This is a genomic window from Micromonospora sp. SYSU B005, assembly GCF_055362685.1.
Genome location: NZ_JAXCFU010000001.1, coordinates 89,654 through 115,961 on the forward strand (window position 1 = coordinate 89,654; position 26,308 = coordinate 115,961).

General features: G+C 72.4%; 23 protein-coding genes. 6 read left to right on the forward strand and 17 right to left on the reverse strand.

Annotated elements, in window-relative coordinates:
• The first annotated feature begins 5 nt into the window (after window positions 1-5).
• Window positions 6-1,277, forward strand: coding sequence for a dihydrolipoamide acetyltransferase family protein (locus SM452_RS00440; protein WP_463839144.1), 1,272 nt, complete (start codon window positions 6-8; stop codon window positions 1,275-1,277).
• Between the two features lie 75 nt (window positions 1,278-1,352).
• On the opposite strand, the gene SM452_RS00445 is transcribed toward SM452_RS00440, so the two are convergent.
• The 9 genes from SM452_RS00445 to pdxR are packed head-to-tail and all read right to left on the reverse strand — an operon-like array spanning window position 1,353 to window position 12,296.
• Complete coding sequence (locus SM452_RS00445; RefSeq protein WP_355508905.1) at window positions 1,353-3,653, reverse strand: arylsulfatase; 2,301 nt, start codon at window positions 3,651-3,653, stop codon at window positions 1,353-1,355.
• Window positions 3,654-3,661: 8 nt separating this feature from the next.
• Complete coding sequence (locus SM452_RS00450; RefSeq protein ID WP_355508903.1) at window positions 3,662-4,417, reverse strand: SDR family NAD(P)-dependent oxidoreductase; 756 nt, start codon at window positions 4,415-4,417, stop codon at window positions 3,662-3,664.
• Window positions 4,414-5,238, reverse strand: coding sequence for an ATP-binding cassette domain-containing protein (locus SM452_RS00455; protein WP_318333014.1), 825 nt, complete (start codon window positions 5,236-5,238; stop codon window positions 4,414-4,416). The genes SM452_RS00450 and SM452_RS00455 overlap by 4 nt, the downstream gene beginning before the upstream one ends.
• Window positions 5,235-6,221: an ABC transporter ATP-binding protein gene (locus tag SM452_RS00460; protein WP_463839145.1), complete on the reverse strand. Its 987-nt coding sequence runs from the start codon at window positions 6,219-6,221 to the stop codon at window positions 5,235-5,237. The genes SM452_RS00455 and SM452_RS00460 overlap by 4 nt, the downstream gene beginning before the upstream one ends.
• Window positions 6,222-6,226: 5 nt before the next feature.
• Window positions 6,227-7,111, reverse strand: coding sequence for an ABC transporter permease (locus tag SM452_RS00465; protein ID WP_013288207.1), 885 nt, complete (start codon window positions 7,109-7,111; stop codon window positions 6,227-6,229).
• Entirely contained in the window at window positions 7,108-8,052 is a 945-nt protein-coding gene (locus tag SM452_RS00470) for an ABC transporter permease (RefSeq protein ID WP_194800627.1), read from the reverse strand. Before SM452_RS00470 ends, SM452_RS00465 begins: the two co-directional genes overlap by 4 nt.
• 22 nt (window positions 8,053-8,074) lie before the next feature.
• Window positions 8,075-9,517, reverse strand: coding sequence for an aldehyde dehydrogenase family protein (locus SM452_RS00475; RefSeq protein WP_463839146.1), 1,443 nt, complete (start codon window positions 9,515-9,517; stop codon window positions 8,075-8,077).
• Complete coding sequence (locus tag SM452_RS00480; protein WP_463839147.1) at window positions 9,514-10,758, reverse strand: M20 family metallopeptidase; 1,245 nt, start codon at window positions 10,756-10,758, stop codon at window positions 9,514-9,516. Before SM452_RS00480 ends, SM452_RS00475 begins: the two co-directional genes overlap by 4 nt.
• Before the next feature lie 11 nt (window positions 10,759-10,769).
• Entirely contained in the window at window positions 10,770-12,296 is a 1,527-nt protein-coding gene (gene pdxR, locus SM452_RS00485) for a MocR-like pyridoxine biosynthesis transcription factor PdxR (RefSeq protein WP_262014039.1), read from the reverse strand.
• Between the two features lie 185 nt (window positions 12,297-12,481).
• Between pdxR and SM452_RS00490 the strand changes: the two genes are divergently transcribed.
• The 3 genes from SM452_RS00490 to SM452_RS00500 all read left to right on the forward strand — a co-directional run bounded on the left by SM452_RS00490 (window position 12,482) and on the right by SM452_RS00500 (window position 16,173).
• Window positions 12,482-13,570, forward strand: coding sequence for a 3-isopropylmalate dehydrogenase (locus tag SM452_RS00490; RefSeq protein WP_013475383.1), 1,089 nt, complete (start codon window positions 12,482-12,484; stop codon window positions 13,568-13,570).
• A gap of 7 nt (window positions 13,571-13,577) precedes the next feature.
• The gene (locus tag SM452_RS00495) at window positions 13,578-14,531 is read left to right on the forward strand and encodes a formylglycine-generating enzyme family protein (protein WP_463839148.1); all 954 of its coding nucleotides are present in this window, start codon (window positions 13,578-13,580) and stop codon (window positions 14,529-14,531) included.
• 124 nt (window positions 14,532-14,655) lie between these two features.
• Entirely contained in the window at window positions 14,656-16,173 is a 1,518-nt protein-coding gene (locus SM452_RS00500; RefSeq protein WP_262014036.1) for an ABC transporter substrate-binding protein, read from the forward strand.
• Window positions 16,174-16,848: 675 nt separating this feature from the next.
• Here SM452_RS00500 and SM452_RS00505 read toward each other — a convergent pair.
• The 4 genes from SM452_RS00505 to SM452_RS00520 all read right to left on the reverse strand — a co-directional run bounded on the left by SM452_RS00505 (window position 16,849) and on the right by SM452_RS00520 (window position 19,962).
• Window positions 16,849-18,321, reverse strand: coding sequence for a P1 family peptidase (locus SM452_RS00505; RefSeq protein ID WP_262014035.1), 1,473 nt, complete (start codon window positions 18,319-18,321; stop codon window positions 16,849-16,851).
• Between the two features lie 191 nt (window positions 18,322-18,512).
• Window positions 18,513-19,229, reverse strand: coding sequence for a FadR/GntR family transcriptional regulator (locus tag SM452_RS00510; RefSeq protein WP_262014034.1), 717 nt, complete (start codon window positions 19,227-19,229; stop codon window positions 18,513-18,515).
• A 152-nt stretch (window positions 19,230-19,381) separates the two neighbouring features.
• Window positions 19,382-19,639: a hypothetical protein gene (locus tag SM452_RS00515; protein WP_194800618.1), complete on the reverse strand. Its 258-nt coding sequence runs from the start codon at window positions 19,637-19,639 to the stop codon at window positions 19,382-19,384.
• Complete coding sequence (locus tag SM452_RS00520) at window positions 19,636-19,962, reverse strand: DivIVA domain-containing protein (protein ID WP_450068459.1); 327 nt, start codon at window positions 19,960-19,962, stop codon at window positions 19,636-19,638. Before SM452_RS00520 ends, SM452_RS00515 begins: the two co-directional genes overlap by 4 nt.
• A gap of 244 nt (window positions 19,963-20,206) precedes the next feature.
• Between SM452_RS00520 and SM452_RS00525 the strand changes: the two genes are divergently transcribed.
• Window positions 20,207-20,623 carry a GntR family transcriptional regulator gene (locus SM452_RS00525; RefSeq protein ID WP_262014032.1) on the forward strand — a complete coding sequence of 139 codons (417 nt, stop codon included), beginning with the start codon at window positions 20,207-20,209 and terminating at the stop codon, window positions 20,621-20,623.
• A 15-nt stretch (window positions 20,624-20,638) separates the two neighbouring features.
• Here the strand turns inward: SM452_RS00525 and SM452_RS00530 are convergent, their stop codons facing one another.
• Together SM452_RS00530 and SM452_RS00535 are read right to left on the reverse strand one after the other, a co-directional pair.
• Window positions 20,639-21,043, reverse strand: coding sequence for an Asp23/Gls24 family envelope stress response protein (locus tag SM452_RS00530; RefSeq protein ID WP_463839149.1), 405 nt, complete (start codon window positions 21,041-21,043; stop codon window positions 20,639-20,641).
• A 92-nt stretch (window positions 21,044-21,135) separates the two neighbouring features.
• Window positions 21,136-23,274: an ABC transporter permease gene (locus tag SM452_RS00535; protein ID WP_463839150.1), complete on the reverse strand. Its 2,139-nt coding sequence runs from the start codon at window positions 23,272-23,274 to the stop codon at window positions 21,136-21,138.
• 143 nt (window positions 23,275-23,417) lie between these two features.
• On the opposite strand from SM452_RS00535, the gene SM452_RS00540 reads away from it, so the two are divergent.
• A complete protein-coding gene (locus tag SM452_RS00540) occupies window positions 23,418-24,062 on the forward strand; it encodes a TetR family transcriptional regulator (RefSeq protein ID WP_262014029.1) in 645 nt (214 codons plus the stop codon).
• A 38-nt stretch (window positions 24,063-24,100) separates the two neighbouring features.
• On the opposite strand, the gene meaB is transcribed toward SM452_RS00540, so the two are convergent.
• Both meaB and SM452_RS00550 read right to left on the reverse strand, forming a co-directional pair.
• Window positions 24,101-25,102, reverse strand: a complete 1,002-nt coding sequence (gene meaB / locus SM452_RS00545; protein WP_387188182.1) for a methylmalonyl Co-A mutase-associated GTPase MeaB — start codon at window positions 25,100-25,102, stop codon at window positions 24,101-24,103.
• A gap of 12 nt (window positions 25,103-25,114) precedes the next feature.
• Complete coding sequence (locus SM452_RS00550; RefSeq protein ID WP_194800615.1) at window positions 25,115-26,308, reverse strand: acetyl-CoA C-acetyltransferase; 1,194 nt, start codon at window positions 26,306-26,308, stop codon at window positions 25,115-25,117.

Sequence of the window (26,308 nt, forward strand, 5' to 3'; positions counted from 1 at the left end):
TACCCGTGAACGTTCAGCAGTTCCGCCTGCCCGACGTCGGCGAGGGCCTCACCGAGGCCGAGATCGTCACCTGGCGGGTCGCCCCCGGCGATCCGGTCGGCCTCAACGACGTCATCGTGGACATCGAGACCGCCAAGGCCGTGGTCGAGCTGCCCAGCCCGTACGCCGGTGTGGTGGACCGCCTGCTGGCCGAGGAGGGGCAGACAGTCGAGGTCGGCTCGCCGATCATCGCGATCCGGGTGCCGGGTGACGGCCCGCCGGCACCGTCCGCCGACGAACCGCCGACCGGCGACGAACCGGCGGCGGAGCGTACCGCGGTGCTCGTGGGCTACGGGGTGTCCGCGCAGTCGCGGACCCGCCGGCCGCGTCGCGCCACGCCGTCCGTCCGCCCGGCCGAGCCGGCCCGCCCGGCGCACACGTCCCGGCCGCCGGTGCTCACCAAGCCGCCGCTGCGCAAGCTCGCGAAGGACCTCGGCGTGGAGCTGGCCGACATCCGCGGCAGCGGCCCCGGCGGCCGGATCACCCGCCAGGACCTGCTCGACCACACCACCGGCCCGGCGCCGGCGACCGACGCCCGGCGGGACGAGCGCCTGCCCGTGCGCGGGGTCCGCAAGGCGACCGCCGCCGCGATGGTCGCCAGCGCGTTCACCGCGCCGCACGTCAGCGAGTTCCTCACCGTCGACATGACCGGCACGGTCGAGTTCGTGGACCGGCTGAAGCAGGACCCGGCCTTCCAGGGGGTGAAGGTCAGCCCGCTGCTCGTGGCGTCGCTCGCGGTGCTGGACGCCGTCCGCCGGTACCCGGACGTCAACGCCCGGTGGGACGAGGAGAACCAGGAGATCGTCCGGTTCGCCGACGTCAACCTGGGCATCGCCGCCGCGACGCCGCGCGGCCTGCTGGTGCCGAACGTCAAGGCCGCGCAGAACCTTCCGGTACGGGATCTCGCGGTCGCCCTGAACGAGCTGGCGGCCACCGCGCGGGAGGGCCGCACCCGTCCCGCCGACCTGTCCGGCGGGACGATCACCATCACCAACATCGGGGTGTTCGGGGTGGACGCCGGCACCCCGATCCTCAACCCGGGTGAGGCGGCGATCCTCTGCCTCGGCGCGCTGCGCCGGATGCCGTGGGTGGTCGACGAGCAGGTCGTCCCCCGGTGGACGGTGCAGTTGTCGCTGTCGTTCGACCACCGGCTGGTGGACGGCGAACTGGGCAGCCGGGTGCTGGCCCACGTCGGGCGGTTCCTGGAGGACCCGCTGTGGGGCCTGGCCCTGCGCTGAGGTCCCGGTAGGCGGACGGCGCGCGGACGGACGACGAGGTCCGTCCGCGCGCCGTCGCCGTACGCGCGGCGCGCGTCAGTCCACGACCTCGAACCCGACGCCGGCGGACGGCCGCGGCGCGACGCCGCCCGCCGGCGCGATCGGTTCGCCGACCTCCTCGGACGCGGCGAGCCGGAACCGCACGTACTCCAGCTCGCCGGAGAACTCGTGCCGGGCCGGATAGCTCGGCGACACCGGCGAGTGGATGCTGCGCCCGACGTCCATGCCCGCGAAGCCGTGGAAGAACGGCAGCAACTGCGGGAACAGCGCCTCGCCCGCCGCCTCGCCGTCCACGTACAGGCGGCCGGTGCCCTGGCAGTCGGCGGTCTTCGTCAGCTCGAAGGTCAGCTCCACCGGGCCCAGCGGCAGCTCGCCCTCGGACCGCAGCACGTAACGGGTGCCGAGGTGGTTGTACTCGTACACCAGGTGGTTGTCCTGGATGTGCAGCACGTACCCGCCGCTGACGTTGCCGAGCACCACGATCACGCCGCCCTGGGTGGCGTCGGTGCGGTGCACCCGCGCGGTGATGGCGTGCGAGCGGTTCATCGTCGGCGGCACCGCCGCGCCGGAGATCGTCGGCACACCGGCCAGGTACGTGAAGTCCAGCCGGTCCCGCACCGATCCGGGGCGCGGCACCCGGGCCCGGATCGCGAATCCCCTGTCGTCCAGCGGCAGCACGTCGTAGCGGGCCGCCTCGATCCAGAACTCCTCGATGAGGCGCCGCAGCACCTCCGGGTACTCGGCGGCGAGGTCGCGGCTCTCGGTGGGATCGTCCTCGATCCGGTACAGCTCCCAGCGGTCCTCGTCCCAGGAGGTGCCGCGCTCGTGGAACGCCACCGCCTTCCAGCCCTGGTGGTAGATGCCACGGTGGCCGAACATCTCGAAGTACTGGCGGTCCCGCGACGGTGGCGCCGCCGGGTCGCGCAGCCCGTCGCGGAAGCTGCGGCCGTGCAGCGGCATCTGCGGTACGCCCCGGCGCACCGCGGGTGGCTGCACCCCGACCAGGTCGAGCACCGTGGCGGTGACGTCGATGCTGTGCTGGAACTGCGTCCGCACCTGCCCGCCGGGCACGTCACCGGCCGGCCAGCTCAGCACGAACGGCACCCGCACCCCGCCCTCGTGGGTGTGCTGCTTGTAGCGGCGGAACGGGGTGTTGCTGACCTGCGCCCAGCCCAGCGGGTAGTTGCTCTGCGCCCGGGGGCCGCCGATCTCGTCGATCCGGTTAAGGCTGTCCTGGAGGTTCTCCGGCACCCGGTTCTGGAAGGCCGTCGGGTTGAGCGTGCCGAGCGGCGTGCCCTCGGGGCTCGCGCCGTTGTCCGACATGACCACGAAGATCGTGTCGTCCAGTCGGCCGATCCGCTCCAGGAAGTCGACCAGGCGCCCGAGCTGGGCGTCGGTGTGGTCGACCATCGCCGCGTACGCCTCCTGCATGCGGACGAACAGGCGCCGCTGGTCCGGCGGCACGTCGTCCCAGGGCACGACGCCGGGGTTGTGCGGTGGCAGCGGCGCGTCCGGCGGGATGATGCCCAGTCCGATCTGCCGCCGGTGCCGGTCCGCGCGGACGACGTCCCAGCCGGCGTCGTACCGGCCCCGGTACTTCGCCAGGTACTCCGGCGGGGCCTGGTGCGGCGCGTGCGCGGCGGCGTACGCCAGATACAGGAAGAACGGCTTCTCCGGGGTGAACGACGTCTGGTCCCGGACGAACCCGATGGCCCGGTCGGTCAGGTCCTCGGTGAGGTGGTAGCCCTCCTCCGGGGTGGCCGGCGGGTCCACCTGGTGGTTGTCGTACACCAGCTCCGGATAGAAGTTGTCGGTCTCGGCCTCCAGGAAGCCGTAGTACCGCTCGAAGCCGCGGCCCAGCGGCCACTGGTCGTACGGGCCGGACGGCGTGGTGTGCTCCAGCGGCGCGACGTGCCACTTGCCGACCGCCATGGTGTTGAACCCGGCGTCGGCGAGCATCTCCGCGACGGTGGCGGCGGCGTGGGTGATCCGCCCCCGCCCGCTCGGGAAACCACTGTCGAAGTTGGACAGCATGCGCATGCCGACGCTGTGGTGGTTGCGGCCGGTGAGCACGCTGGCCCGGGTCGGCGAGCACAGCGGCGAGGTGTGGAAGTTGGTGTACCGCAGCCCGGAGGCGGCCAGCCGGTCGATCGTCGGGGTGTCGATCTCGGCGCCGAAGCAGCCGAAGTCGGCGAACCCGACGTCGTCCAGCAGCACGTACACCACGTTCGGCGTACCCGCGGCGGCCGACGGCGGCGCGCTCCAGTGTTCCGTCGACTCGTCGTAGGTGCGTCCGATGGTCCCCTCGTACGGAGGGTCCGCCAGAGGTCCGGTCACGGTACGCCTCAGCCGGCCGTCGTGCCGCCGTCGAGGACGAGCGTGTGGCCCGTGATCATGCGCGCCTCGTCGCTGGCGAGGAACACCACCGCGTCGGCCGAGTCGCGCGGCGTCGCCATGCGGCCCAGCGGGATCGACGCCCGGAAGTTCTCCCGCGCGCTGTCCGGCACGTCCCCCATCCCGCCCAGGAACGCGGAGAGCATCGGCGTCTCGGTCGCCGCCGGGGCGATCGCGTTGACCCGGACGCCGTGCGGCGCGAGTTCCAGCGCCAGCGCCTTCATCAGGCCGATGACGCCGTGCTTGGCGGCGGTGTACGGCGCGTACCGGGGGCGGGCGATGACGGCCTGGAGCGACGCGGTGAACACGATCGCGCCGCCACCGGCCTCGATCAGCGCGGGCGCGGCGGCCTGCGCGGTCCAGAACGCGCCCTTGAGGTTCACGTCGACCACGCGGTCCAGCGTCGCCTGGTCCACCTCGTCCAGTGGGCCGGTGAACGGCGTACCGGCGTTGGCGTGCATGAGGTCGAGCCGGCCGAACCGCTCGACGGCGGTCTCGACGGCGGCGCGGCAGTCGGCGGCCCGGGTGACGTCGCAGGCCACGCCGACCACGGCGGACCCGAAGCCGGCGGCGGCCCCGGCGGCGCGGTCGCCGTCGAGGTCGGCGATGACGACGCGCGCGCCCTCCTCGACGAGCCGGCCGACGGTGGCCAGTCCGATGCCGCTGGCGCCTCCGGTGACGACGGCGACGCGGTCAACCAACCTCATGTGCTGCTCCTGTTGAATCGGTCCAGGAGGTCGCCGCTCAGGGTGGGCACCGCGGACAGCAGCCTCTGGGTGTAGGGGTGCCGGGGGTCGGAGTAGATCGATTCGGTGTCACCCGTCTCGACGATCCGGCCCTGGTTCATCACCGCGATCCGGTCGCAGAGGTACCGGACGACGGACAGGTCGTGGGAGACCAGGATCAGGGTCAGCTTGAACTGCTCGGCCAGGTCGGTGAGCAGGTTGAGGATCTGCGCGCGGACCGAGACGTCGAGCGCGCTGACCGGCTCGTCGCCGACGATGACCTTCGGCCCGGCCGCGAGGGCGCGGGCGATGGCGATGCGCTGCCGCTGGCCGCCGGAGAACTGGTGCGGGTAGCGGGTCACCGCCTCCTCGGGCAGACCCACCGAGTGCATCAGCTCGGCGACGCGGGCCCGGTGGTCGCCGGGCAGGCGCAGCGCGCGCATCGGCTCCGCGATGATGTCCGCGACGCGCATGCGCGGGTTCAGCGACGACATCGGATCCTGGAGCACCATCTGCACGTCGCGGCGCAGGAACCCGAGCCGCCGCTCCGGTACGCCGCTGATCCGCTGCCCGTTGTAGAAGGCGGTGCCGGACGTCGGCTGGTCGAGGGCCATGAGGATGCGCGACAGTGTGGACTTGCCGGAGCCGCTCTCCCCCACGATGCCGAACGCCTCGCCCTCGTGGACCTGCACGCTCACGCCGTCGAGCGCGCGGATCGGCTGGCCCGGCGTACGCAGCGACCGCCGCGGGGCGCGGTACTCGCGCACCACGTCGACGGCTTCCAGCAACGGGGTGGTGGTCATGCGCTGGCCTTCCCGCTTCCTAGGGGCTGGTCGCTCTCGATCGGGTGGTGGCAGGCGGCCCGCTGGGTGCTGCCGGGCGGCGCCGTCAGCAGCGGCACCGTGCCGCAGACGTCGTCGGCGCGCGGGCATCGGTTGCGGTAGACGCAGCCGGTGGGGAACGAACCGAGCGACGGGACGCGGCCCGGGATCGTCGACAGCCGGCCGCTTCCGTCGGTGCTCTCCAGCACCGTGGACGCCCGCAGGCCCGCCGTGTACGGGTGCCGGGGCGAGTCGAACACCGTCGCCACGTCGCCGTGCTCGACGATCGAGCCGCCGTACATGACGAGCAGTTCCCCGCAGATGCTGGCGACGACGGGCAGGTCGTGCGTGATGAGCAGCAGCGACGCGCCCTCCTCGCGCACCAGCGTGTCCATCAGCCGCAGCATCTCCGCCTGCACCGTGACGTCCAGCGCGGTGGTGGGCTCGTCCGCGACCAGCACGGCCGGGTCGCACGCGAGCGCGATGGCGAGCACGACGCGCTGCCGCTGACCGCCGGAGAGCTGGTGCGGGTACTTGCGCGCGGTCCGGTCGGGCTCGGGCAGCTGGACCCGTTCGAGCAGTTCGACGGCCCGGGCCGAGGCCGCCGCGCGGTTCATGCCCTTGTGCAGCCGCAGCGACTCGGCGACCTGGTTGCCGACCCGCATCAGCGGGTTGAGCGCCGTCATCGGCTCCTGGAACACCATGGCGATGTCGTTGCCGCGGACCGCGCACATCTCCCTGTCGGACAGGTCGAGCAGGTTGCGGCCGTTCAGCAGCACCCGCCCGGTCGCGGTCACGCCGTGGGGCAGCAGGCCCATCAGCGCGAGCGCGGTCAGGGACTTGCCGCAGCCGGACTCGCCGATCAGCCCCATCCGCCGGCCCCGCCCGATCTCGAACGAGACGCCCTTGACGGCCTGGATGTCGTGGACCTTGACGACGAGGTCCTCCACCACGAGCCCGCTCACGCCGCTCACCGTCCTCTCAGCCGCGGGTCGAGGGCGTCGCGCAGCCCGTCGCCCATGAGGTTGAAGCCGAGCACCGACAGGGCGATGGCCAGACCGGGCCAGACGGCGAGCATCGGCTGCACGACGAAGTAGTTCTGGGCCTCCTGGAGCATCCGGCCCCAGGTGGGGGTCGGTGGCGGGGTGCCGTACCCGAGGTAGGACAGCGCCGCCTCGGCGAGCACCGCGTGCGCGAACGACACCGACGCCTGCACGATGAGCAGGGCCGCGATGTTCGGCAGCACGTACCGGACCATGAGCACCACACCCCGGCGGCCGTAGCTGCGCGCGGCGAGCACGAAGTCGCTCTGCAGCACCTGCATCGCGCCGGCCCGGGTGAGGCGGCCGAACACCGGCACGTTGGCGACGCCGATCGCGATCATGCCGGTGAGCGTGGAGGCGCCGAAGCCGGCGGCCAGGATGATGGCCAGCAGGATGGCCGGGAACGCGAACACGATGTCCAGCGCCCGCATCACCGGCTCGCTGAGCCAGCGGTGCCCGGTGGCGGCGAGCAGACCCAGGGGTACGCCGACAGCGGCGGCGATTGCGACGGCGACCACACCGACGAACAGTGTGGTCCGCGCGCCGACGAGGAGCTGGCTGACGATGTCCCGGCCGAAGTGGTCGGTGCCGAGCCAGTGGTCCCCACCCGGGGACAGCAGCGTCTGCGACGGGTCGACCCGGGTGGGGTCGTACGGCGTCCAGAGGAACGACACGAGCGCGGTGAGGACGACCAGGCCCACCAGGCCGGCGCCGATCACCAGCGTGAGGTTCCAGCGGCGGCGCGGCTTGACGGGGCCGGCCGCGACGACGTCGGCGGTGGCGTCCGGTGGGGCGTCGGCGACTGATGTCATGCCTTGCTCCTCAGCCTGGGGTCGACCGCGTGGTACACCACGTCGACGACGAAGTTGATCAGAAGCACCGCGGCGGTCAGCACCATCACGGTGCCCTGCACCTTCAGCAGGTCGCGGTTGCCGACGTCCTGCAGCAGCATCCGGCCGAGGCCGGGCAGGCCGAAGACGTTCTCGATCACGACGGTGCCGATGAGCAGCGTCGCGAGTTGCAGACCGAGGACGGTGATGACCGGGATGGCCGCGTTGCGCAGCGCGTGCCGGGTCAGCGCCTGCGAGCGGCTGAGCCCCTTGGCCCGCGCGGTCTGGATGAAGTCCTCCTGCATGACCTCGACCACCGCAGACCGGACGTAGCGCATCAGGATCGCGCCCTGGGCCACGCCGAGGACCAGCGCCGGCATCAGCAGGGCCTGCACGGCGCCGCCGACGTCGTCCCATCCGGTGAACCCGCCGGCGGGCAGCCACTGCAACTTCACCGCGAACACGGTGATGAGCAGGATGCCCAGCCAGAACGACGGCACGGCGATGCCGACCTGGCTCAGCGCCGACAGCGCCGTCCCGATCGCGGTGCGGCTCTTCACCGCGGCGAGGATGCCCAGCGGTACGGCGATGAGCAGCGCCAGCGTCATCCCGGCCAGGATCAGCGGCACCGTCACGCCGAGCTTGTCGGCGATCTCCGAGCCGACCGACACCCCGCTGAGGGGCGAGATGCCGAAGTCACCGCGGATCAGGCCGCCGGCCCAGTCGAGGTACCGCTCGGTGAACGGGCGGTTCGTCCCGAACTGCTCCCGCAGCGCCTCCAGCGCCTCCGGGGTCGCGTTCACACCCAGCATCGCCTGCGCCTGGTCGCCCGGCAGCAGCGAGAGCATCGTGAAGACGAGGATCGACGCGGCGAACAGGGATACCGCGAGGATGGCCAGCCGCCGGACGAAGTAGATCACCATGCGTGTGTGCTCCCACTCCGAATCATGGCCTGATCATCACCATCTTGGTCACGGTCAGCTCCTCCATGGCGAAGCGCGGTCCCTCCCGGCCGATGCCGGAGTCCTTGACGCCGCCGTACGGCATGTTGTCGGCGCGGAAGCCGGGCACCTCGTTGACGAGCACCCCGCCGACGTCGAGACGGCGTACGACATCCAGGGCCACCGCCAGATCACGGGTGAAGACGGCGGCCTGGAGCCCGTAGCGGGACCTGTTTACGAGCTCGACCGCGGCGTCCATGTCCGGCACCGACCGGACGCAGACCACCGGACCGAAGATCTCCTCCGCCCAGCACTCGGCGTCCTCGGGGACGTCGACGAGCACAGTCGGTTGCAGCACCCGGCCCTGCGCCGTACCGCCGGCCAGGCAGCGCGCCCCGGCGGCGACCGCGCGGTCCACCCACGAGTGGACCCGCTCGGTGGACGCCTCGTCCACCAGCGCGGACACACGGGTGTCGGCGGACCGAGGGTCACCGGTGGTCACCGTCGCCAGCAGCGGCTGGAGGCGTTCCAGCAGCGCCTCGCGGACCGGCTCCTCGACGATCACCCGCTGCACGCTGATGCACGCCTGACCGGAGGCGTAGAACCCGCCGCGTACGACCGCTTCGGCGGCCCGGTCGAGGTCGGCGTCGCGGCCGACGACGAGCGCCGCGTTGGACCCGAGTTCGAGCAGCACCTTGCGCGGCGCCGCGGCGCGGGCGATCTGGTGACCGACGTGCGCCGACCCGGTGAACGACACGGCCGCGACGCCGGGGTGCGTGGTCAGGAGCTTGCCGACCTCGACGCCGCCGGTGACGAGCTGGACGCCCGCCGCCGGGCAGCCCGCCCGCCGGAACAGGTCGACGAGCACGAGCGTGGCCAGCGGCGTGTTCGGCGCCGGCTTGACGATCACCGGGCAGCCCGCCGCGACCGACGGCGCGACCTTGTGGGCGGCCAGGAGCAGCGGGTAGTTGAACCCGGTGATGCCGACGACGACACCGACCGGGCGGCGTACCCAGAAACCGAGCATGCCCTCGCCGGCCGGCTGCATGTCCAGCGCCACCGTCTCGCCGGTCAGGTGCCCGACCTCCTCGGCGGCCGTCTCCAGCGTGACAAGCGTGCGGGCGACCTCGACCCGGCAGTCGACGAGCGGCTTGCCGGTCTCCAGGACCAGCAGCTCGGCCAGCGAATCGGCGCGGGCGCGCACCTCGGCGGCGACTGCCGTCAGGATCGCGCGCCGCCGGTGACCGGGCAGCCCGGCCATCTCCCCGGCGATTCCCTGCGCGGCCTCGACAGCCGCCTCCGCGTCGGCGGTGTCGCCCCACGGCGCCTGGGTGACTGTGCTGCCGTCGTACGGGAAGCGCACCGGCGCGGTCTGCGCGGTGCTGGTCCAGCCCGCGCCGATCGGCAGGCCGGCGGGCAGCGCGGTCAGCAGCTCCTGCGCGGTCACGACGCCGCACCCGTCCGGGCGCCGGTGGCACCGGTGAGGAAGGCCAGAGCCGCCTCGGCGTACACCTTCGTCTTGCGGACGATGTCGTCGACCTCGACGTACTCGTCGGGCTGGTGGGCGATCCACTTCGGGCCGGGGCCGTACACCACGTTCGGGATGCCGCTGTCGCGCCACAGGATGGTGCCGTCGGTCGCGCCGGGCACACCGCCGAAGACGGGCTCGGAACCGGTGACGGCGCGGTGCGCCCCGGCCACGGCGAGCGAGATCGGGTGGTCCTCCGGTGTCACCGCGCACGGCCGGTCGTCGACGACCTCGACGGCGAAGGTGACGCCGTGCCGGGCGCCGATGGCGTCGGCGTCGGAGCGCACCCGCGCGGCGAGGGCGGCGTGGTCGACACCGGGTACGGTCCGGCAGTCCACGCCGAGGACGGCGCGACCGGGGATGACGTTGAGCTGATCGGCGGAGCCGGCGTCCAGGACCGTGGGGGTCAGGTACGTCGGGCCGAGGTGCACGTGCTCACCCGGGTCGGCCTGCAGTTCCTTCTGGTACCGGCCGAGCGCGGCGACCAGCTCGGCCACCGCGGGGACCGGGTTGCGGCCGTGCTGCGGCATCGCGCCGTGCGCCATCTTGCCGGTGCAGGTGACAAGCAGCCGGACGGCGCCCTTGGCGACCGCGCAGATCTCCTCCGCCTCCGGCTCACAGATGATCGCGGCGTCCACCTCGCGGGCCAGCGCCGTGGTGGTGAAGTGCTTCGCCCCGAGCATCTGGCCCTCCTCGTCCACCAGGGCCGCCACCACGATCCGGCCCGGGAACGGCCCGGCCAGCTCGACGGCCCGGGTCGCGTGGATCATCGCGGCGACACCGGCCTTCATGTCGGCGGAGCCGCGACCGTACAGCCGCCCGTCGACGATGTCGCCGCCGAACGGGTCGACGGTCCACTCCTCGGGAGCGCCCTCGGTGACGACGTCGGTGTGCCCCTCGAACATCAGCGTCGGGCCGGGCAGGCCGCCGTCCACCACGGCGACGACGTTGGGGCGCCCGGGGACGACCTCGGTGACCTCCGGCCGCCAGCCGAACCCCCGCATGACCTGCGCGACGAGTTCCGCCGCGGGCTGCTCGCTTCGCCCGCGCCCCGCGTCCCAGGTCGAGGGGATACGGACCAGGTCCTGGGTGAGCGACACGACGGCTTGCTCGTCCACGAGATGGCCGGCGCGGAGGGAGGCGTGGGTGTCCGACGTCATGGCGTCGGAGGTTACGAACTCCGCCCCCGGAGGGGAACGTCCAGTTTCCGGGTCGGCGGGGGTACCAGTCGCGGCCGGACCTGGTCTTCTACCGCCTCGACGACCCGCCGCACCCCCTCGTCGATGCGGTCCAGCGGCATCACCTGGTACCCCAGGCGCAGGTGGTGACGCGGGGCCGGCCGGGCGGCCCAGTACGGCGCGCCCGGGTCCAGCAGCACGCCCTGCCGGCGCAGCTCGCGGGCCAGTTCACCGGCGTCCAGCCCCGGCGGGCCGGTGATCCACCGGGCCAGCCCGCCGCGCGGCACCGGCTGCGGTCCCCAGCGCACGTGCCGCTCGACCGCCCGCACCATCTCCTCGTACAGCCCCAGGTAGTGGGCACGGACGCGGCGCACGTGACGGGCCAGGTCGCGGCTGGCGATCATCTGCGCGAGGGCGCGTTGCATCGGGCCGGGCGGGTGACGCAGCACGTAGCGGGAGCGGGCCCGCATGGCGTCCACGAGCGCCGGGGACGCCACCACGTAACCGAGCCGCAGGCCGGGCGCCAGCAGTTTGCTGAAGCTGCCGAGGTAGACCACGCGGTCCTCGTCGTCGAGCGCCCGCACCGCCACCGCGGGCATCCCCCGGAACGTCATCTCCGGGTCGTAGTCGTCCTCGATCACCACCGCGTCCGCCGCGCCGGCCCGGCGCAGCAGCTCCTCACGGCGGGACGCCGACATGGTCGCGCCGGTCGGGTACTGGTGGCTCGGCGTGACGTAGACGAGCTGGGCGCCGTGCAGGTCGGCCGGCAGGTCCTCGACGACCAGGCCGTCCTCGTCGACCGCGCCGGGCACCACGTCGGCGCCGGCCATCTGCATGATCGTCCGCGCGTCGGGGTAGCCGGGGTCCTCGACGAGCACCACGCTGCCCGGCCGGACGAGGACGCTCGCCAGCAGGTGCAGCGCGTGCGTCGAGCCCAGCGTGATCATCACCTGGTCCGGGTGGGCGGAGATGCCGCGCGCGGGCAGCACGTGCTCGCAGAGCTGACGCACCAGCTCCGGGTCGTCGGCCTGGCCGGCGTCCCCGATGACACGGGACAGCCCGTCCTGCCGCAGCGCCTCCCGCTGCGCCCGCTCCCACGCGCCGATCGGGAACATGGACGGGTCGGGCTGGCCGACCACGAACGGGAACGGCGCCCGTGACCAGGCCGGATCCCGGTGCACCGGCGTGGGCGGCGGTTCCGGCAGCCGCGCCTCCCAGTCGATCGGCTGCATCGGCGAGCGGGCGGTCCGCCGCGCGGCCCGCATCCGCACCACCGCGTCGGAGGAGACGTAGAGACCGCGCCGCGGAACGGTCACGATGAGACCCTGCTCCATGAGCCGGTCGTACGCGGTCAGCACCGTGTTCCGGGAGACGCCGAGCGCCTCGGCCAGGCGGCGGGTGCTCGGCAGCGGGCCGTCGTCGTACTGCCCGGCGAGGATGGCGTCCTCGAGCCCGGTGATGATCTGTTCGTAGAGCGGAACCGTGCTCTGCGGGTTGACCGGCAGCAGGAAATCCGCCACCTCGACCTCCCACTCCCGCGGGGGTCTCGCCTCGTCCCGTCGTCGTACGCCCTGCACACGCCCCATGCGTCCCGCTGGTACTAGCCTAGCCGGAGACCTGGACCTGTTGCGGAGGGCCCGTTCCCGCCACGCTTGGCCGGGCGATGGCAGGTGACGGTCTCCTGCACGCGGACAGGGGTGGACTCATGAGCGCCCAGCGAATCGCGCTGGTGCCCGGCGACGGCATCGGACCGGAGGTCACCGCGCAGGCGGTCAAGGCGTGCGACGCCGCCGCCCGACGGTTCGGGATCGACCTGGTCTGGGAGGACTACGAACTCGGCGCGGACTACTGGCGGATAACAGGCCAGGTCGTGCCGCCGGACGTGGAACAGGAACTGGCAAAGGCGGACGCCATCCTCTTCGGCGCCGTCGGTGACCCGTCGGTGCCGCCCGGCGTGCTCGAACGCGGCCTGGTCATCCACCTGCGGACCGCGTTCGACCAGTACGTGAACCTGCGGCCGGTCAAGCTGCTACCGGGTGTGCCCACGCCCATCGGCGGCCTGCGCCCCGAGCAGTGCGACCTGGTGATCCTGCGGGAGAACACCGAGGGCGCGTACGTCGGCGCGGGCGGCTTCATCCACCGCGGCGGGCCGGACGAGATCGCCACCCAGGAGTCGGTGAACACCCGCAAGGGCGTCGAGCGCCTCATCCGGCACGGTTTCCGGCTGGCCCTGGGCCGCCGCAAGCACGTGACGCTGGTGCACAAGGCGAACATCCTCACCTACGCCGGCGACCTGTGGCAGCGGACCTTCGAGGAGGTCTCGGCGGAGTACCCGGACATCGCTGTGGACTACGTACACGTCGACGCGATGTGCCTCTACCTGGTGACGCAGCCGGAGCGGTTCGACGTGGTGGTCACCGACAACCTGTTCGGCGACATCATCACCGACCTGGGCGCCGCGGTGCAGGGCGGTCTCGGCCTGGCCGCGAGCGGCAACCTCAACCCGACCGGGTCGGCGCCGAGCATGTTCGAGCCGGTGCACGGCTCCGCGCCGGACATCGCCGGCCGCGGCTGGGCCAACCCCGCCGGGTCGATCCTCAGCGCCGCGCTGATGCTGGAGCACCTGGGTCACCCGGAGGCGGCCCGCAGCCTGGAGGACGGCGTGAAGGCGGTGCTGCCGCGCCTGGGTGCCATGCGCGGGCCGGAGATGGGCATGTCGACCGAGGACTTCGGCGACGCGGTCGCCGCCGTCATCGGCGAGGGCGCGTACCAGGCGGACGCCCTGCCGGCGTGACACGGATGTGAGCACCGAACCGGTCGATCCGGGCGACGGCGGGGGCGCTCCCCCGCCGTCGCCGTGTTGCGCGCCGAGACGCCCGCCCGGCACCGGTGCCGCGGCGGGCGCGAGTGCCGTCCGCTCACCACACGGGGGTACGGACGACCTGATCGCGCTGCCCGGCGGCACCTTCCTCATGGGCACCGACGACCCGGAGGGCTTCCCGGAGGACCTGGAGGGACCGGTCCGGCCGGTGACCGTGGGCCCGTTCGCGATCGGCGCGACACCGGTGACGAACCGTCAGTTCGCCCGCTTCGCCGACGCCACCGGCTACCGCACGGACGCGGAACGGTACGGCTGGTCGTTCGTCTTCCACCTGCTGCTGGCGCCGTCCGCGCGCCGGCACGTGCTGGACGCGTCCGTGCCGCAGGCGCCGTGGTGGCTGGCCGTCGAGGGGGCGTCCTGGGCCGCCCCGGACGGGCCCGGGTCGGACGTACGGGGACGCGAGCGGCACCCGGTCGTCCACGTCTCGCACCGGGACGCCGAGGCGTACTGCCTGTGGTCCGGCACCCGGCTGGCGACCGAGGCGGAGTGGGAGTACGCGGCGCGCGGCGGCCTGTCGCAGGCCCGCTACGCCTGGGGCGACGAGCTGACCCCGGACGGGCGGCACATGTGCAACATCTGGCAGGGCGTCTTCCCGACTGTCAACACCGCGGAAGACGGGTTCGCGGGCACCTCTCCGGTGACCGCGTTTCCGCCGAACGGCTACGGTCTGTACGACGTCGCGGGCAACGTTTGGGAACTCACGGCCGAACCCTGGCGCGACCACCGCGGCCGCATCTCACCAGGTGAGAGCGTCATCAGGGGTGGTTCGTACCTGTGCCACGACTCCTACTGCAACCGATACCGCGTGGCAGCACGGAGTCGGACCACCGTCGACTCGTCGACCGGCAACACCGGGTTCCGGGTGGCCCGGTAGCCGGACGCTGATTGGTACCTGCCGACCCCGCTGAACTGGCCCTTTTGCATCGGGTACCACGCTCATAGTGTCCCGCCTCACAGGCTACGAGCGCCCTTGGCGTTCTTCGCGATGGGACACACGAATGAATCGGCTGAAGATAACGCTGCCCGCCGTGCTGCTCGCCACGGCGCTGGCTCTGACCGCGTGCAGTAGCGACGGCGACTCCGAGACCACCACCGGCGGTGGTTCCGGCAACGGTACGGTCACCCTCGGCGCCTACCTCGAGCCGGTGAGCCTCGACCTGACCGCCGAGGCCGGTGCCGCGATCCCGCAGGTCTTGCTCTACAACGTGTACGAGGGCCTGGTGCGCCAGAACGCCGGTACCGGCGAGGTGGAGCCGCTGCTGGCCAGCGAGTGGAAGGTGTCCGACGACGGCACCAAGTACTCGTTCAAGCTGCGCGACGGCGTGACCTTCCACGACGGCCAGAAGCTCACCGCGCAGGACGTGGTGTGGAGCTTCAAGCGGGTCACCGCCGAGGGCTCGACGAACCCGTTCAAGTCGCAGATGACAGTCGTGAAGACCGTCGAGGCGCCCGATGCCTCCACCGTGGACGTGACGCTGTCCCGGCCCAGCCAGAGCTGGCTGTTCGACGTGGCCGGCCGCGTCGGCGTGGTGCTCAAGGAGAACGCCACCGACCTGGGCACGAAGCCGAACGGCACCGGCCCGTTCAAGTTCGACAAGTGGAACCGCGGCGACAGCATCACGCTGGTGCGCAACGACGGCTACTGGGGTGAGAAGGCCAAGGTCGGCACCGCCGTCTTCCGGTACATCACCGACGCCAACGCGCTGAACAACGCGATGCTCTCCGGCCAGCTCGACATCGTGGCGAACATCCAGGCGCCGCAGCTGCTCGAGGTGTTCAAGGGCAACAAGCAGTTCGAGGTGGTCGAGGGCAAGACGACCGGTGAGGTCGTCCTGGCGATGAACAACGCCAAGGGCCCGCTGGCCGACGCCCGGGTGCGCCAGGCCATCCGCCACGCGATCGACCACGACGCGCTCATCAAGACCGTCTGGTCCGGGTACGGCACGAAGATCGGCAGCATGGTGCCGCCGAGCGACCCGTGGTACGAGGACCGCACCGGCGACTTCCCGCACGACCCCGCCAAGGCCAAGCAGCTGCTCGCCGAGGCCGGACACGCAGGCGGGCTCACCCTGACCATGGACGTCCCGCCGCCCGGCTACGCCCGCGCCTCCGCGCAGTTCGTCGCCTCGCAGCTCGCCGAGGTCGGCATCAAGGTGACCCAGAACAACGTCGAGATGCCGCAGTGGCTCGACAAGGTGCTCGGCAAGGCCAACTACGACCTGTCGATCATCGCCCACGTCGAGCCGCGTGACCTGGTCCGCTACGGCCAGCCGGAGTACTACTACCGCTACAAGAACCCGGCCGTCACGCAGCTCATGAACGAGGCCGACACGGCTCTGGACGCGGCGACCCGGGACAAGAAGTTCGCCGAGGCCGCGAAGGTCATCTCGCAGGAGGCCGCCAGCGACTGGCTGTTCCTGCTGCCGAACCTCGCGGTGATCCGCGACGGCGTCGAGGGCTACCCGAAGGACGCGGTGACCCAGTCCTTCGACGTCACCAAGGTCTCCAAGAAGTAACCGCACCACGCACACAGAAGGACCTGGTGGGCTCCCGCCCACCAGGTCCTTCTGCCATCCCCCCTCCCCGCTCCCCGCTCCCCCCTCCCCGCGATCTTGCACTTGCGGCCCCTGGTGCGGGGGATTTGACCCCGTTCGCCGGGGCACCAAGTGCAAGATCGACGGGCTAGGAGGGCCGGGGACGCCCGAGGAGCCGTGATCGGTGCGCAGTGGACTGACGCAGTCGAGGTGCTGCCCGCGTGTAGCCGTGCGCGTCCGGGACCGCGGGGCGTCGACACAACGCACTGCCGAGCGAGGGCTAAGCCGCGGTGGACGTGTTCCGCCCGGGCCGACGACCACGTCCAGCCCTACGGTGCGGCCTCTACGTTGGGCGCCAGCGCGACGCACCGGGCTGCCGAGGGACGGCTCGATCCGCTCGCGCTCCACACGCCAGGAGCTGACGTGCTGCGAAGTGGGTCGGCATTGGACGCCCCGCTCCGTCGATCTTGGAGTTGTGGCGCCTGGGATGCCCCGTATGCGAGCTGTGCGAGGTGCCACAACTCCAAGATCGACGGTCACATCAAGCGCGGACCAGCGGGCTGGGAACGACGCGAGGCGGGTCCCGTCCGGGTGGACGGAACCCGCCTCGATCGTCACGCGCCTACGGTGCCGGCGCGAGGTGAGACAGCGTGTTTGTCAGCTGAGCGGGGCGGAGGGCGTCCGGCGGCGTCCCCGCAGGTGCATCCCCAGCAGGCCGACACCGAGGATGGCGGCGGCCAGCAGGCCCGTGGTCACGCCCGTCGAGAGCGTGGGACCACCGGTGTTACCGGAGGCGAGAACCATGCCGTTCTGCGACTCCTGACCGGCGTCGTTCGTGGTGTTGCCCGCCGGAGCGGCCTTGGGCTTGGGCTTTTCCTTGCCCTTGCCGTTGTCGGCACCGGCCGGCGCGGGGACCGGGGTCTGCGCCAGCGCCTGCGTCGCCGCGGCGAAGGTCTCCGGCGTCACGTCCGGGGCGTTGCCCTGGGTACGCCACTGCTTGAGCTGCTTCATGCCCTTGCAGGCCGAGGGGTAGCGGTCGCAGTAGCTGGTGGTGTTGCCGATGCTCTCGGACGAGAGGACCGCCTTGGCGATGGCACGGGCGAGCGTGCTGGCGCCGGCGTTGAAGATGGCGTTGAGCTGGCGGCTGTCGGCCGGGTCGTTGATCTGGAGCGCCTCGCCCTTGCCGGTGGACACCGCGAACACGGTGTCGCCGTCGCCGAGCGTGTGGATCGGGCTGATCGCGCGGGCCATGCCGTCGTGCGCGTTGCCGGACATGCGCTGCGCGGCGGCCTTCTCCAGCGGGGCGTTGGTGGCGACCACGGCGATCGTGGTGTTTGCCGGCTGCTCGGCGGCGGCGGCCGGCGGGGTCGGCGGGTTGCACTCCTTCTTCTTGGGAGCCTTGTACCCGGCGAACTCGTCGCCGATGCCGTACTTGACGCCGTACAGGGTGCAGTCGGCCGGGTCGACCGGGGAGCCGGCCGGGTTGACGATCACCATCGCGCCGACGTAGATGCCGTCGCCGAGGTGGACGCTCGCGGTGCCGACGCCGCCGCGCATGCCGCCGCCACGGGCACCGGTGCCACCGCCGACGCCGCCCTGGCGAACGGGACCGTCCGAGGTGGCCTGTGCCGCGAGGTAGCCCCACTCGGCGGAGGTGCGGGCCTTCGGGTCGCCGCCGCGGCCGAGGTCGAAGATGTCAGCGGCCGGCACGATCGGGGCCACGCCGCCGGCGCCGACGCGTACGCCCTCGCCGCGGTCCTCCAGCCAGCGGATGATGCCGTTGGTGGCCGACAGGCCGTACATGCTGCTGCCGCCGAGCTGGATCGCGTTGACGCCCGGGTTGGAGTTGAGCGGGCTGAGCAGGTCGGTCTCCTTGGTGGCGGGGGCGCCACCACGCTGGTCCACACTCGCCACGGACATCTGCGGCATGTAGACGACCGAGGTGCCGGTCAGGTACGGAGCGGTGTCGGACTGGACCTGGCCGACCTGGATGCCGGGGACGTCGGTGATGGCGTTGTGGGCGCCCGGGGCACCGGCGGCGGGGTTGGCCGACGCGGGCGACCCGACGAGCACGAGTCCCGGACAGACCAGGGCTGCCGCGGCGAACGCGGCGAATCTGGACGACTTCATGCAGCTTCTCCCATGTGAAGCGGTGCGACCTCCGCCCCGATGCGGGGCGGTCGATGCATTGGGCAACTGGTGGTCCCCCGTGGTACACGACGAGATGTGACGGAGGCTACTGGTCAGACCAGTTGAAGGGAAGAGCCTGCTCAGCTGATGGCCGACTCGGATAATCCGAGGTCAGGCCACATCAGGCGGATTCAGAGCAATACGTCCACCATCGAGCGCCGCGCCTCCGGCACGTACTCGGCGTAGTAGTGGTGCAACTCCTGGCGGGTCAGCCGGGCCACCTCGTCGGCTTCGCCCGCGCGCATCGCGTCGAGAACCCGGCGGTGGTGGGCCAGCGTGCGCTCCATCAGCGCTTCCCGATCCGGGGCCTGCGCGAGCTTGGTGGAGATCAGGTCCAGGACCATGCTCCGTACCGCGTCGAGGCAGAGCACGAGCAACTCGTTGCCCGACAACCGGGCGACGTGCTCGTGGAAGCGGACGTCCGCCGCGCTGAACGCCTCGTAGCCGTCGGCCACCGCGTCCCGCATGCCCGTCAGCGCCTGCTCCAGCTCGTCCAACTCGGACGGTGACGCCAGCCGGGCGGCGACCGATCCGGCCGCCGACTCGATGATCATCCGGAACTGGAGCAGCTCCGCCACGCCGAGCCGCCGGCTGTCCACGACCCGGGCGAACAGCTTGCGCATCGCCGAGGCGGTCGAGGCGATCACCTGCGGCCCGAGCGGGTCACCGGGGCGGGAACGGATCAGGCCGCTGCTCTCCAGCACGCGCAGCGCCTCACGCACAGTGGACCTGCTGACGTCGAACTGCGTGGTCAGCTCGCGCTCGCTCGGCAGCCGGTCCCCCGGCCGCAGATCCCCGGCGGCGATCCGCTCCTCGACCTGCCGGACGATCCCCTCGTACGCCCTCACGGTTCGCACTGGAGCGAACGAGACACCCTTCGGCATGGCGAACCTCCCGACGCACGGCGGCCTCGCGCCGCTGCGGACAACGGTACGGTGCATCGACCCGTCCGGTGGTCAGCCCCCGCCCGCCAGGACGAGTGCGCAGGCCGGGCGGCGGGTCACCGGAGGAGGCGGCGGGCGCACGGGCCGTCGTGGTCGGCCCGCAGCAGGCAGCGCCGGCCGTCGCCCATCCGCAGATCACAGAAGACCCGATGGCGTACGCCCTGCTCGTCCTCGGCCGAGACGGTGGTCTCGCCCGGGTCGGCCTGGGCGAGCACGCCCGACCAGCGGGCGACGACCCGGGCCAGGCGTACGGCGCCGGCCAGGTCACCGGCGACGACCGGCAGGTGGATGACGAACCGCTCGCGGGAACTCATCGACGGTACGCTCCCGCGTTCATCCGCTTCTGCGCCTGCTCGGACTGCCAGCGCCGCAGCGCGTCCCGGACCCGCGCGGTCTCCTCCCGGCTGACGCCGAGCGCCCGGTAGACGTCGGCCAGGTCGAGCGCCACCCGGTCGAGGAACTCGTGCACCTCGGCCGGGTCGAGCCCGCGCCGGCCCAGCCGGGTCGTCCGGAACCGCCGTTCCCGCACCTGCCAGGGGCGCAACGGCGTGTAGTTGGCCGCCCGGTAGCAGCCCGGCTGGGTGGTGCCGCGACCGGCTCGCGCGCGCCGACCGGGCCACCGGATGTTCCACCGCACGAACGCCTGCCTCTCGTGGTCGAAGGGACTGGAAGGGCGGGACCACCCGCCCGCCGCGCGCGGGCGGACCCGCCCGCCCCGCCACCGCAGCGTCACTTCGCGGTACGGCACCGGGGCAGACCGATCGGTCCGTCTCCCGCATACGCGACACGGACCGTGAGAAGGAAACTACATTGAATGACATGTGGCCACAAGGCCCTACGGCCAGAAGTTCAGATACCCACGAGGGCACAAGGCTGAAGACATGGCCATCGATCCGCGCTCGCACACGCCGGTCTATGTGCAGCTTGCCGACCTGCTGCGCGAACGGATCGAGTCAGGAGAGATGCCGGCCGGATCGACCCTCGCCAGCGAGGCACGCCTCTCGCAGGAATACGGCATCGGCCGCGACGCCGTTCGCATGGCGATCTCGCTGCTGCGATCGGAGGGCCTGGTCAGCACGAGGCGCGGCCACGGCACCGTCGTCCGTGAGACGCCGCAACGCAGGCAGGTCGAACTCGCACCCGGCGGATCGGTCGTCGCGCGGATGCCTACCGGCGCCGAGCGCCGGAACATGCTGCTGGACGAGGGCGTGCCGGTGCTCGAGATCCACGGCCCGGAGGGCGACGTGGAGTTGCTGCCGGGCGACGAGGTGGAGCTGACCCGCCCGGCGCACGACTGAGCCGGGCGGCGCGCGTCAGGCGGTGGGCGCACCCATCGCCACGTCGTCGACCTTGATGTTGATCTCGTCGACCCGCAGGCCGTACGCCTCGACGGCGGACGCGACAGCGATCCGCACCTCGTCGGTGACCTGCGGAACCGGGTGGCCCGCCTCGATCACGAGGACCAGGTTGATCACGGCCGCGCCGTCGGTGACGTGGGCCGTGCAGCCCCGCCGGGCGTCGCCGACCTGGTCGAGCCCGACCCGGTCGAGCACCGCGTTGAAGAACCGGGCCACGTCACCGCCCAGCTCGGCCACGCCGGGCACTCCCCGGGCGGCAGCCACCGCGATCTTCTCCACCACCTCGTCGGAGACGTGCGTGGTGCCGGCCGCCACCGCGTCCGGCGTCACCTGAAGTTCCTGGGTCGCCTCGTCAGCCATGCTCTCCCACCCGTCGCACCGCCCCGCGCCGACGGCGTGGGGCGGTGCGAGCGTACTAGGCGGAGGCGGTCCGCAGTGGACGGCCGCCCGGTTCAGCGTGCCCCGGCCGGCGCCGGCTCGCCGATCCCGTCCAGCCCGCCGGAGGTGCCCGGCACCGGGTGCGGCCCGGCGCCGCCCGCTGCCTGCTCGCGACGCCGGAGCCAGCGGTCGACACCGAGGTTGAGCAGCAGGCCGACCGCCGCCCAGACCGCCACGACGGCCAGGTTCCGTCCGACGCCGACCCCGCCGAAGTAGACGAGCGACCGGGCCGTGTCCACCGCTGCGGGCAGCGGCAGGACGCCCTGGAGCGTCCGGAAGAACTCCGGCACCATGTAGACCGACAGGCCGCCGCCGGACGCGGGCACGCCGGCCATCATCAGGACCACCATCATCGGGATGATCGCGGCGAGGCCGAAGGTACGGGTGAACACGGCGGTCACCAGTGACACGGCGAAGATGGTGACCGCGCCGAAGCCGATCATCTCCAGGGCGTGCCCGTTGACCGCGCCGATGATCACGTCGAACAGCAGCCACAGCCAGGCGGACATGCCGATCGCCCAGCCACCGAGGATCGGCAGGAACTGCCGCAGCCGCCGGATGTGCGGCGCCCCGCCCCGGAGCACCGCGAGCATCAGGAAGCCGGACATGATCCAGGACATGCCGACGTACAGGCTGTTGCTGCCCATCGTGTCGGTCTCGCTCAGCGGCGACACGTCGGTGACCGCCAGTGGCATCTGCTGCCCGGCCGCGACCTGCTGGAACATGGTCTGGACCATGGTGTGCTGGCTGGACCCGGCGGCCGAGGACGAGTACAGCGTGGCCTCGCCACCGGGCGTGGACGGCAGCACGTACGCGGCGACCAGGTCACGCGCGAGGATGCGCTCGCGGGCCTCGTCCACCGACGCGGCCACGGAGATGTCGACGACGCCGTTCAGGCCCGCCCGCAGCCCGGCGGCGGCCCGCTCGGCCTGCTCCGGGACGGCGGCGACCACCGCGACCGGGATGTCCTGGGGCTCCGGCTTGTGCATGGAGAAGCTCATCAGGCCCACCACGACGACGAGGATGCTCAGCGGGAACGCCGCGACCGTCGCGTACCGGAATCGCTTGGACCGCGGCGGCCCGCCGGCCAGCGCGGGCAGCGGCGTGTCCGGGCCGTCGACCTGCGGCGCCTGCGGGATGGGTGCCCCACCGCGCTCCTTGAGCAGGCAGAGCGCCACGGCGGCGACGATCCACGCGGCGAGCGTCAGCAGGTGGACGCCGACGCCCCGGCCGTCGAAGTAGAGCGCCGACCGCAGCGCCTCGCCGGCCGCCGGCAGGGGCAGTACGCCGTGCAGGAACGGGAAGAACCCGGGCATCGTGTGGACCGGCAGCGCCAGGTTCGACGCGGGCATGCCGAACACGACGAAGAGCAGCATCCCGAGCAGGACCGCCAGCGGCCCCATCAGCTTGGTGAACAGAAGCTGGGCGAGACCGACGGCGGCGGTGGCGAGCATGCCGACGCCGAGGAACGTGAGGTAGTGGCCGTCCACCGCGCCGACGACCGGGCCGAGGATCAGCCAGACGATCGTGCTGGTCAGCGCGGACCAGCCGGCGACCAGCGGGACGAACCGCCGCAGGCGCAGCAGGTGGGGGGTGGCCATCAGGAGCAGGCTCAGCGGCACGTACCCGGCGAGCATCATGCCCATCGCGGCGAACAGCACGGCGATGCCGGCCCGGTCCTCGTCGGGCAGCGCCGCGACCTCCTCGACCGTTGACGTCCACTGCTGCTGCACCGCGACCGGGGCGAGAAGCTGCTGGGCGGTGGCGGCGCCGGAGGCCCCGGCCGCCGAGGCCGTGAAGATCGTCGCCTGGTCCGACCCGGCGGCCGGGAGTTGCAGCGCGCCGCTGATCTCCCGGTCCCGCAGCAGCTCGACCGCGGCGTCCCGGGACGTCACCAGCCGGGCCTCGACCGGCTCGCCGGGGGTGGCGTTGAGCGCGTCGACGACGCCCTGCGCCTGGTCGCCGCTGCCGACCACCGCCACCGGCATCTGCCGGGGGTGTGGGGAGTGCATCGTCGCCACGTAGGTCGCGAACATCATCGTGACCATGAGGAACGGCATGACGAAGAGGGCGACCGAGCGGATGATCCGTTCCTTGCGGTCGGCGGCGTTCGGCTCGGCGGTCGCCGGGTCGGTGGTGGACGGCACAGGCATGCTCCGGACTGGGTTCGCGGCCGCGTCGGGCCAGAATGTAAGTCAACTGACTTACGTAGTGTAGGTGACGCCGGCGCCGGACCACGAAACGACTAGGTTTGGCCTGCGCCACAGTCGCGCGGTCCACGAGGAGGGGTGCGGTCATGGCACGGTCGGAGGCAGCCCGCGTCGCGCTGCTCGACGCGGCCGAACGCCTGTTCGCCGAGGAGGGGATCGCCCAGGTCTCCGACCGCCGGGTGGCCGAGGTGGCCGGCAACACCAACCACTCGGCGGTGCGCTACTACTTCGGCGGCCGGGAGGGCCTGCTCCGGGCACTGGTCGCCCGGCACATGGACGCCCTCGCCGAACCCCGCCGGGCGATGCCCGAGCAGCCCGACTCGGTCCTCGGCGACGTGCGCAGTCTCGTACAGCCGTCCATGGCGGTGCTCGCGAGCCTGCCCCGGCCGAGCTGGCGGGCCCGCTTCCTCGCCCAGGCCCTGCACGACCCGACGCTGCGGGTGCTGATGCGCGAGGCGTTCGAGTCGGCCTTCGTCGACCTGCCGGCCCGCGCGTCGCTGGCGTCGCGCCTGGCGCACCTCGACCGGGGAGTGGTGGCCGGCCGGTCGGCGCTGATCGCCCGCATCGTCATGACCGCCACCGCCGAGGTCGAGGCCCGGGCCGAGCAGGAGGGGCAGGACCCGCGCTGGCTGGACGTCGGCGACTTCCTCGCCGACGCCATCGCCGGCATGCTGGCGGCTCCGGTCAGCCGGCCCGGAGCCGCCAACCCGCTCACCGACGCGGAACTCTGAGCCCGGAGGCGGGCCGGCCGAACCCGGCGGCCGCGCCTTCAGGAACCGAGCTGGGCCAGCAGCTCGTCGGCCGCCGCGTACGGGTCGATGGCGCCCTCGGCCACCTTGGCCGCGAGCGTCGGCAGCTGCGTACCGTCGCGCAGTGAGCCGATCCGGGCGCGCAGCACGCCCAGCGCGATCGCCTCGATCTCGGCGGCGGCCCGTGCCTCCCGGCGGCGGCGCAGCTCGCCGTGGCGCTCCAGCCAGTCGCGGTGCTTGTCGATCGCGGCGGCGATGTCGTCGATGCCCTCGGCACGGGCGGCGATCGAGCGGACCACCTGCGGTCGCCACTCCCCCGGCCCGCGCTCGCCCAGCGCGATCATGCCCTGGATGTCGCGGACGGTGGCGTCCGCGCCGTCCCGGTCGGCCTTGTTGACCACGAAGACGTCGGCGATCTCCAGGATGCCGGCCTTCACGGCCTGGATCGCGTCGCCCATGCCCGGCGCGAGCAGCACCAGCGTGGTGTCGGCCAGCGAGGCCACCTCCACCTCGGCCTGCCCGACGCCGACGGTCTCGACCAGCACCACGTCGCAGCCCGCGCCCTCCAGCACGCGCACCGCCTGCGGCGTGGCCGCGGAGAGCCCGCCCAGGTGGCCCCGGCTGGACATCGAGCGGATGTAGACGCCCGGGTCGGTCGCGTGGTCCTGCATCCGGACCCGGTCGCCGAGGATCGCGCCGCCGGTGAACGGGCTGGACGGGTCGATCGCCAGCACGCCCACCCGGTGCCCGCGCGCCCGCAGCGCCCGTACCAGCTCGTTCGTGGTGGTCGACTTGCCCACGCCGGGCGAGCCGGTCAGGCCGACCACCTGGGCCTGCCCGGCGTACGGCGCGAGCGCCGCCGCCACCTGCGGCAGCACCTCGTCGCCGGACTCGACCAGGGTGATCAGGCGGGCCACCGCGCGGGGGTCACCCGCGCGGGCCCGTTCCACCAGCATGGGTACGTCCCGGCTGCGGCGCACCGGGCCGGTGGCCGCCGCCGGGGCGTTCTGTGCATCGTTCACAGGTATCAGCAATCAGCTCTCGGCGCCGTTCGGCACGTGGATGATCAGCGCGTCGCCCTGCCCGCCACCGCCGCAGAGCGCCGCCGCGCCGGTGCCGCCGCCGCGCCGCTTCAGCTCCATCGCGAGCGTGAGTACGAGGCGGGCGCCGGACATGCCGATCGGGTGGCCGAGCGCGATCGCGCCGCCGTTGACGTTGACCTTGTCGGGGCTGATGCCGAGGTCACGGGTGGACTGGATGCCCACCGCAGCGAACGCCTCGTTGATCTCGATGAGGTCGAGGTCCTCGATGCTCAGGCCGCCCTTCTTCAGGGCGTGGTTGATCGCGTTCGACGGCTGCGAGTGCAGGGAGTTGTCCGGGCCGGCCACGTTGCCGTGGGCGCCGATCTCGGCCAGCCAGGTCAGGCCCAGCTCCTTGGCCTTGGCCTTGCTCATCACGACCACGGCGGCCGCGCCGTCGGAGATCGGCGAGGAGCTGCCGGCGGTGATGGTGCCGTCCTTGGTGAAGGCGGGACGCAGCTTGCCGAGCGACTCGGCGGTGGTGTCCGGACGGATGCCCTCGTCCTCGCTGATCACCAGCGGGTCGCCCTTGCGCTGCGGGATGACCACCGGGGTGATCTCGTCGCCGAAGTGGCCGTTCTTCTGCGCGGCGGCGGCACGCTGGTGGCTGGCCGCGGAGAACGCGTCCTGCTCCTCGCGGGTGATGCCGTGCTTCGCGCCGTGGCGCTCAGTGGACTCGCCCATCGAGCAGCAGTCCCAGGCGTCGGTGAGGCCGTCGAGGGCCATGTGGTCCTTGACCGTCACGTCGCCGTACTTGTAGCCGGAGCGCTGACCGAGCAGCAGGTGCGGGGCGTTCGTCATCGACTCCATGCCACCGGCCACCACGACGTCGAACTCACCGGCCCGGATGAGCTGGTCGGCGAGCGCGATCGCGTCCAGCCCGGAGAGGCAGACCTTGTTGATGGTCAGCGCCGGGGTGGACATCGGGATGCCGGCCTCGACGGCCGCCTGCCGGGCCGGGATCTGCCCGGCGCCGGCCTGGAGCACCTGGCCCATGATCACGTACTGGACCTGCTCGGGCGCGACGCCGGCGCGCTCCAGGGCCGCCTTGATCGCGATGCCACCGAGCTTGGTCGCGGGGAGGTCCTTGAGGTTGCCCAGCAGGCGCCCCATGGGGGTCCGCGCGCCGCTGACGATCACCGAAGCCAT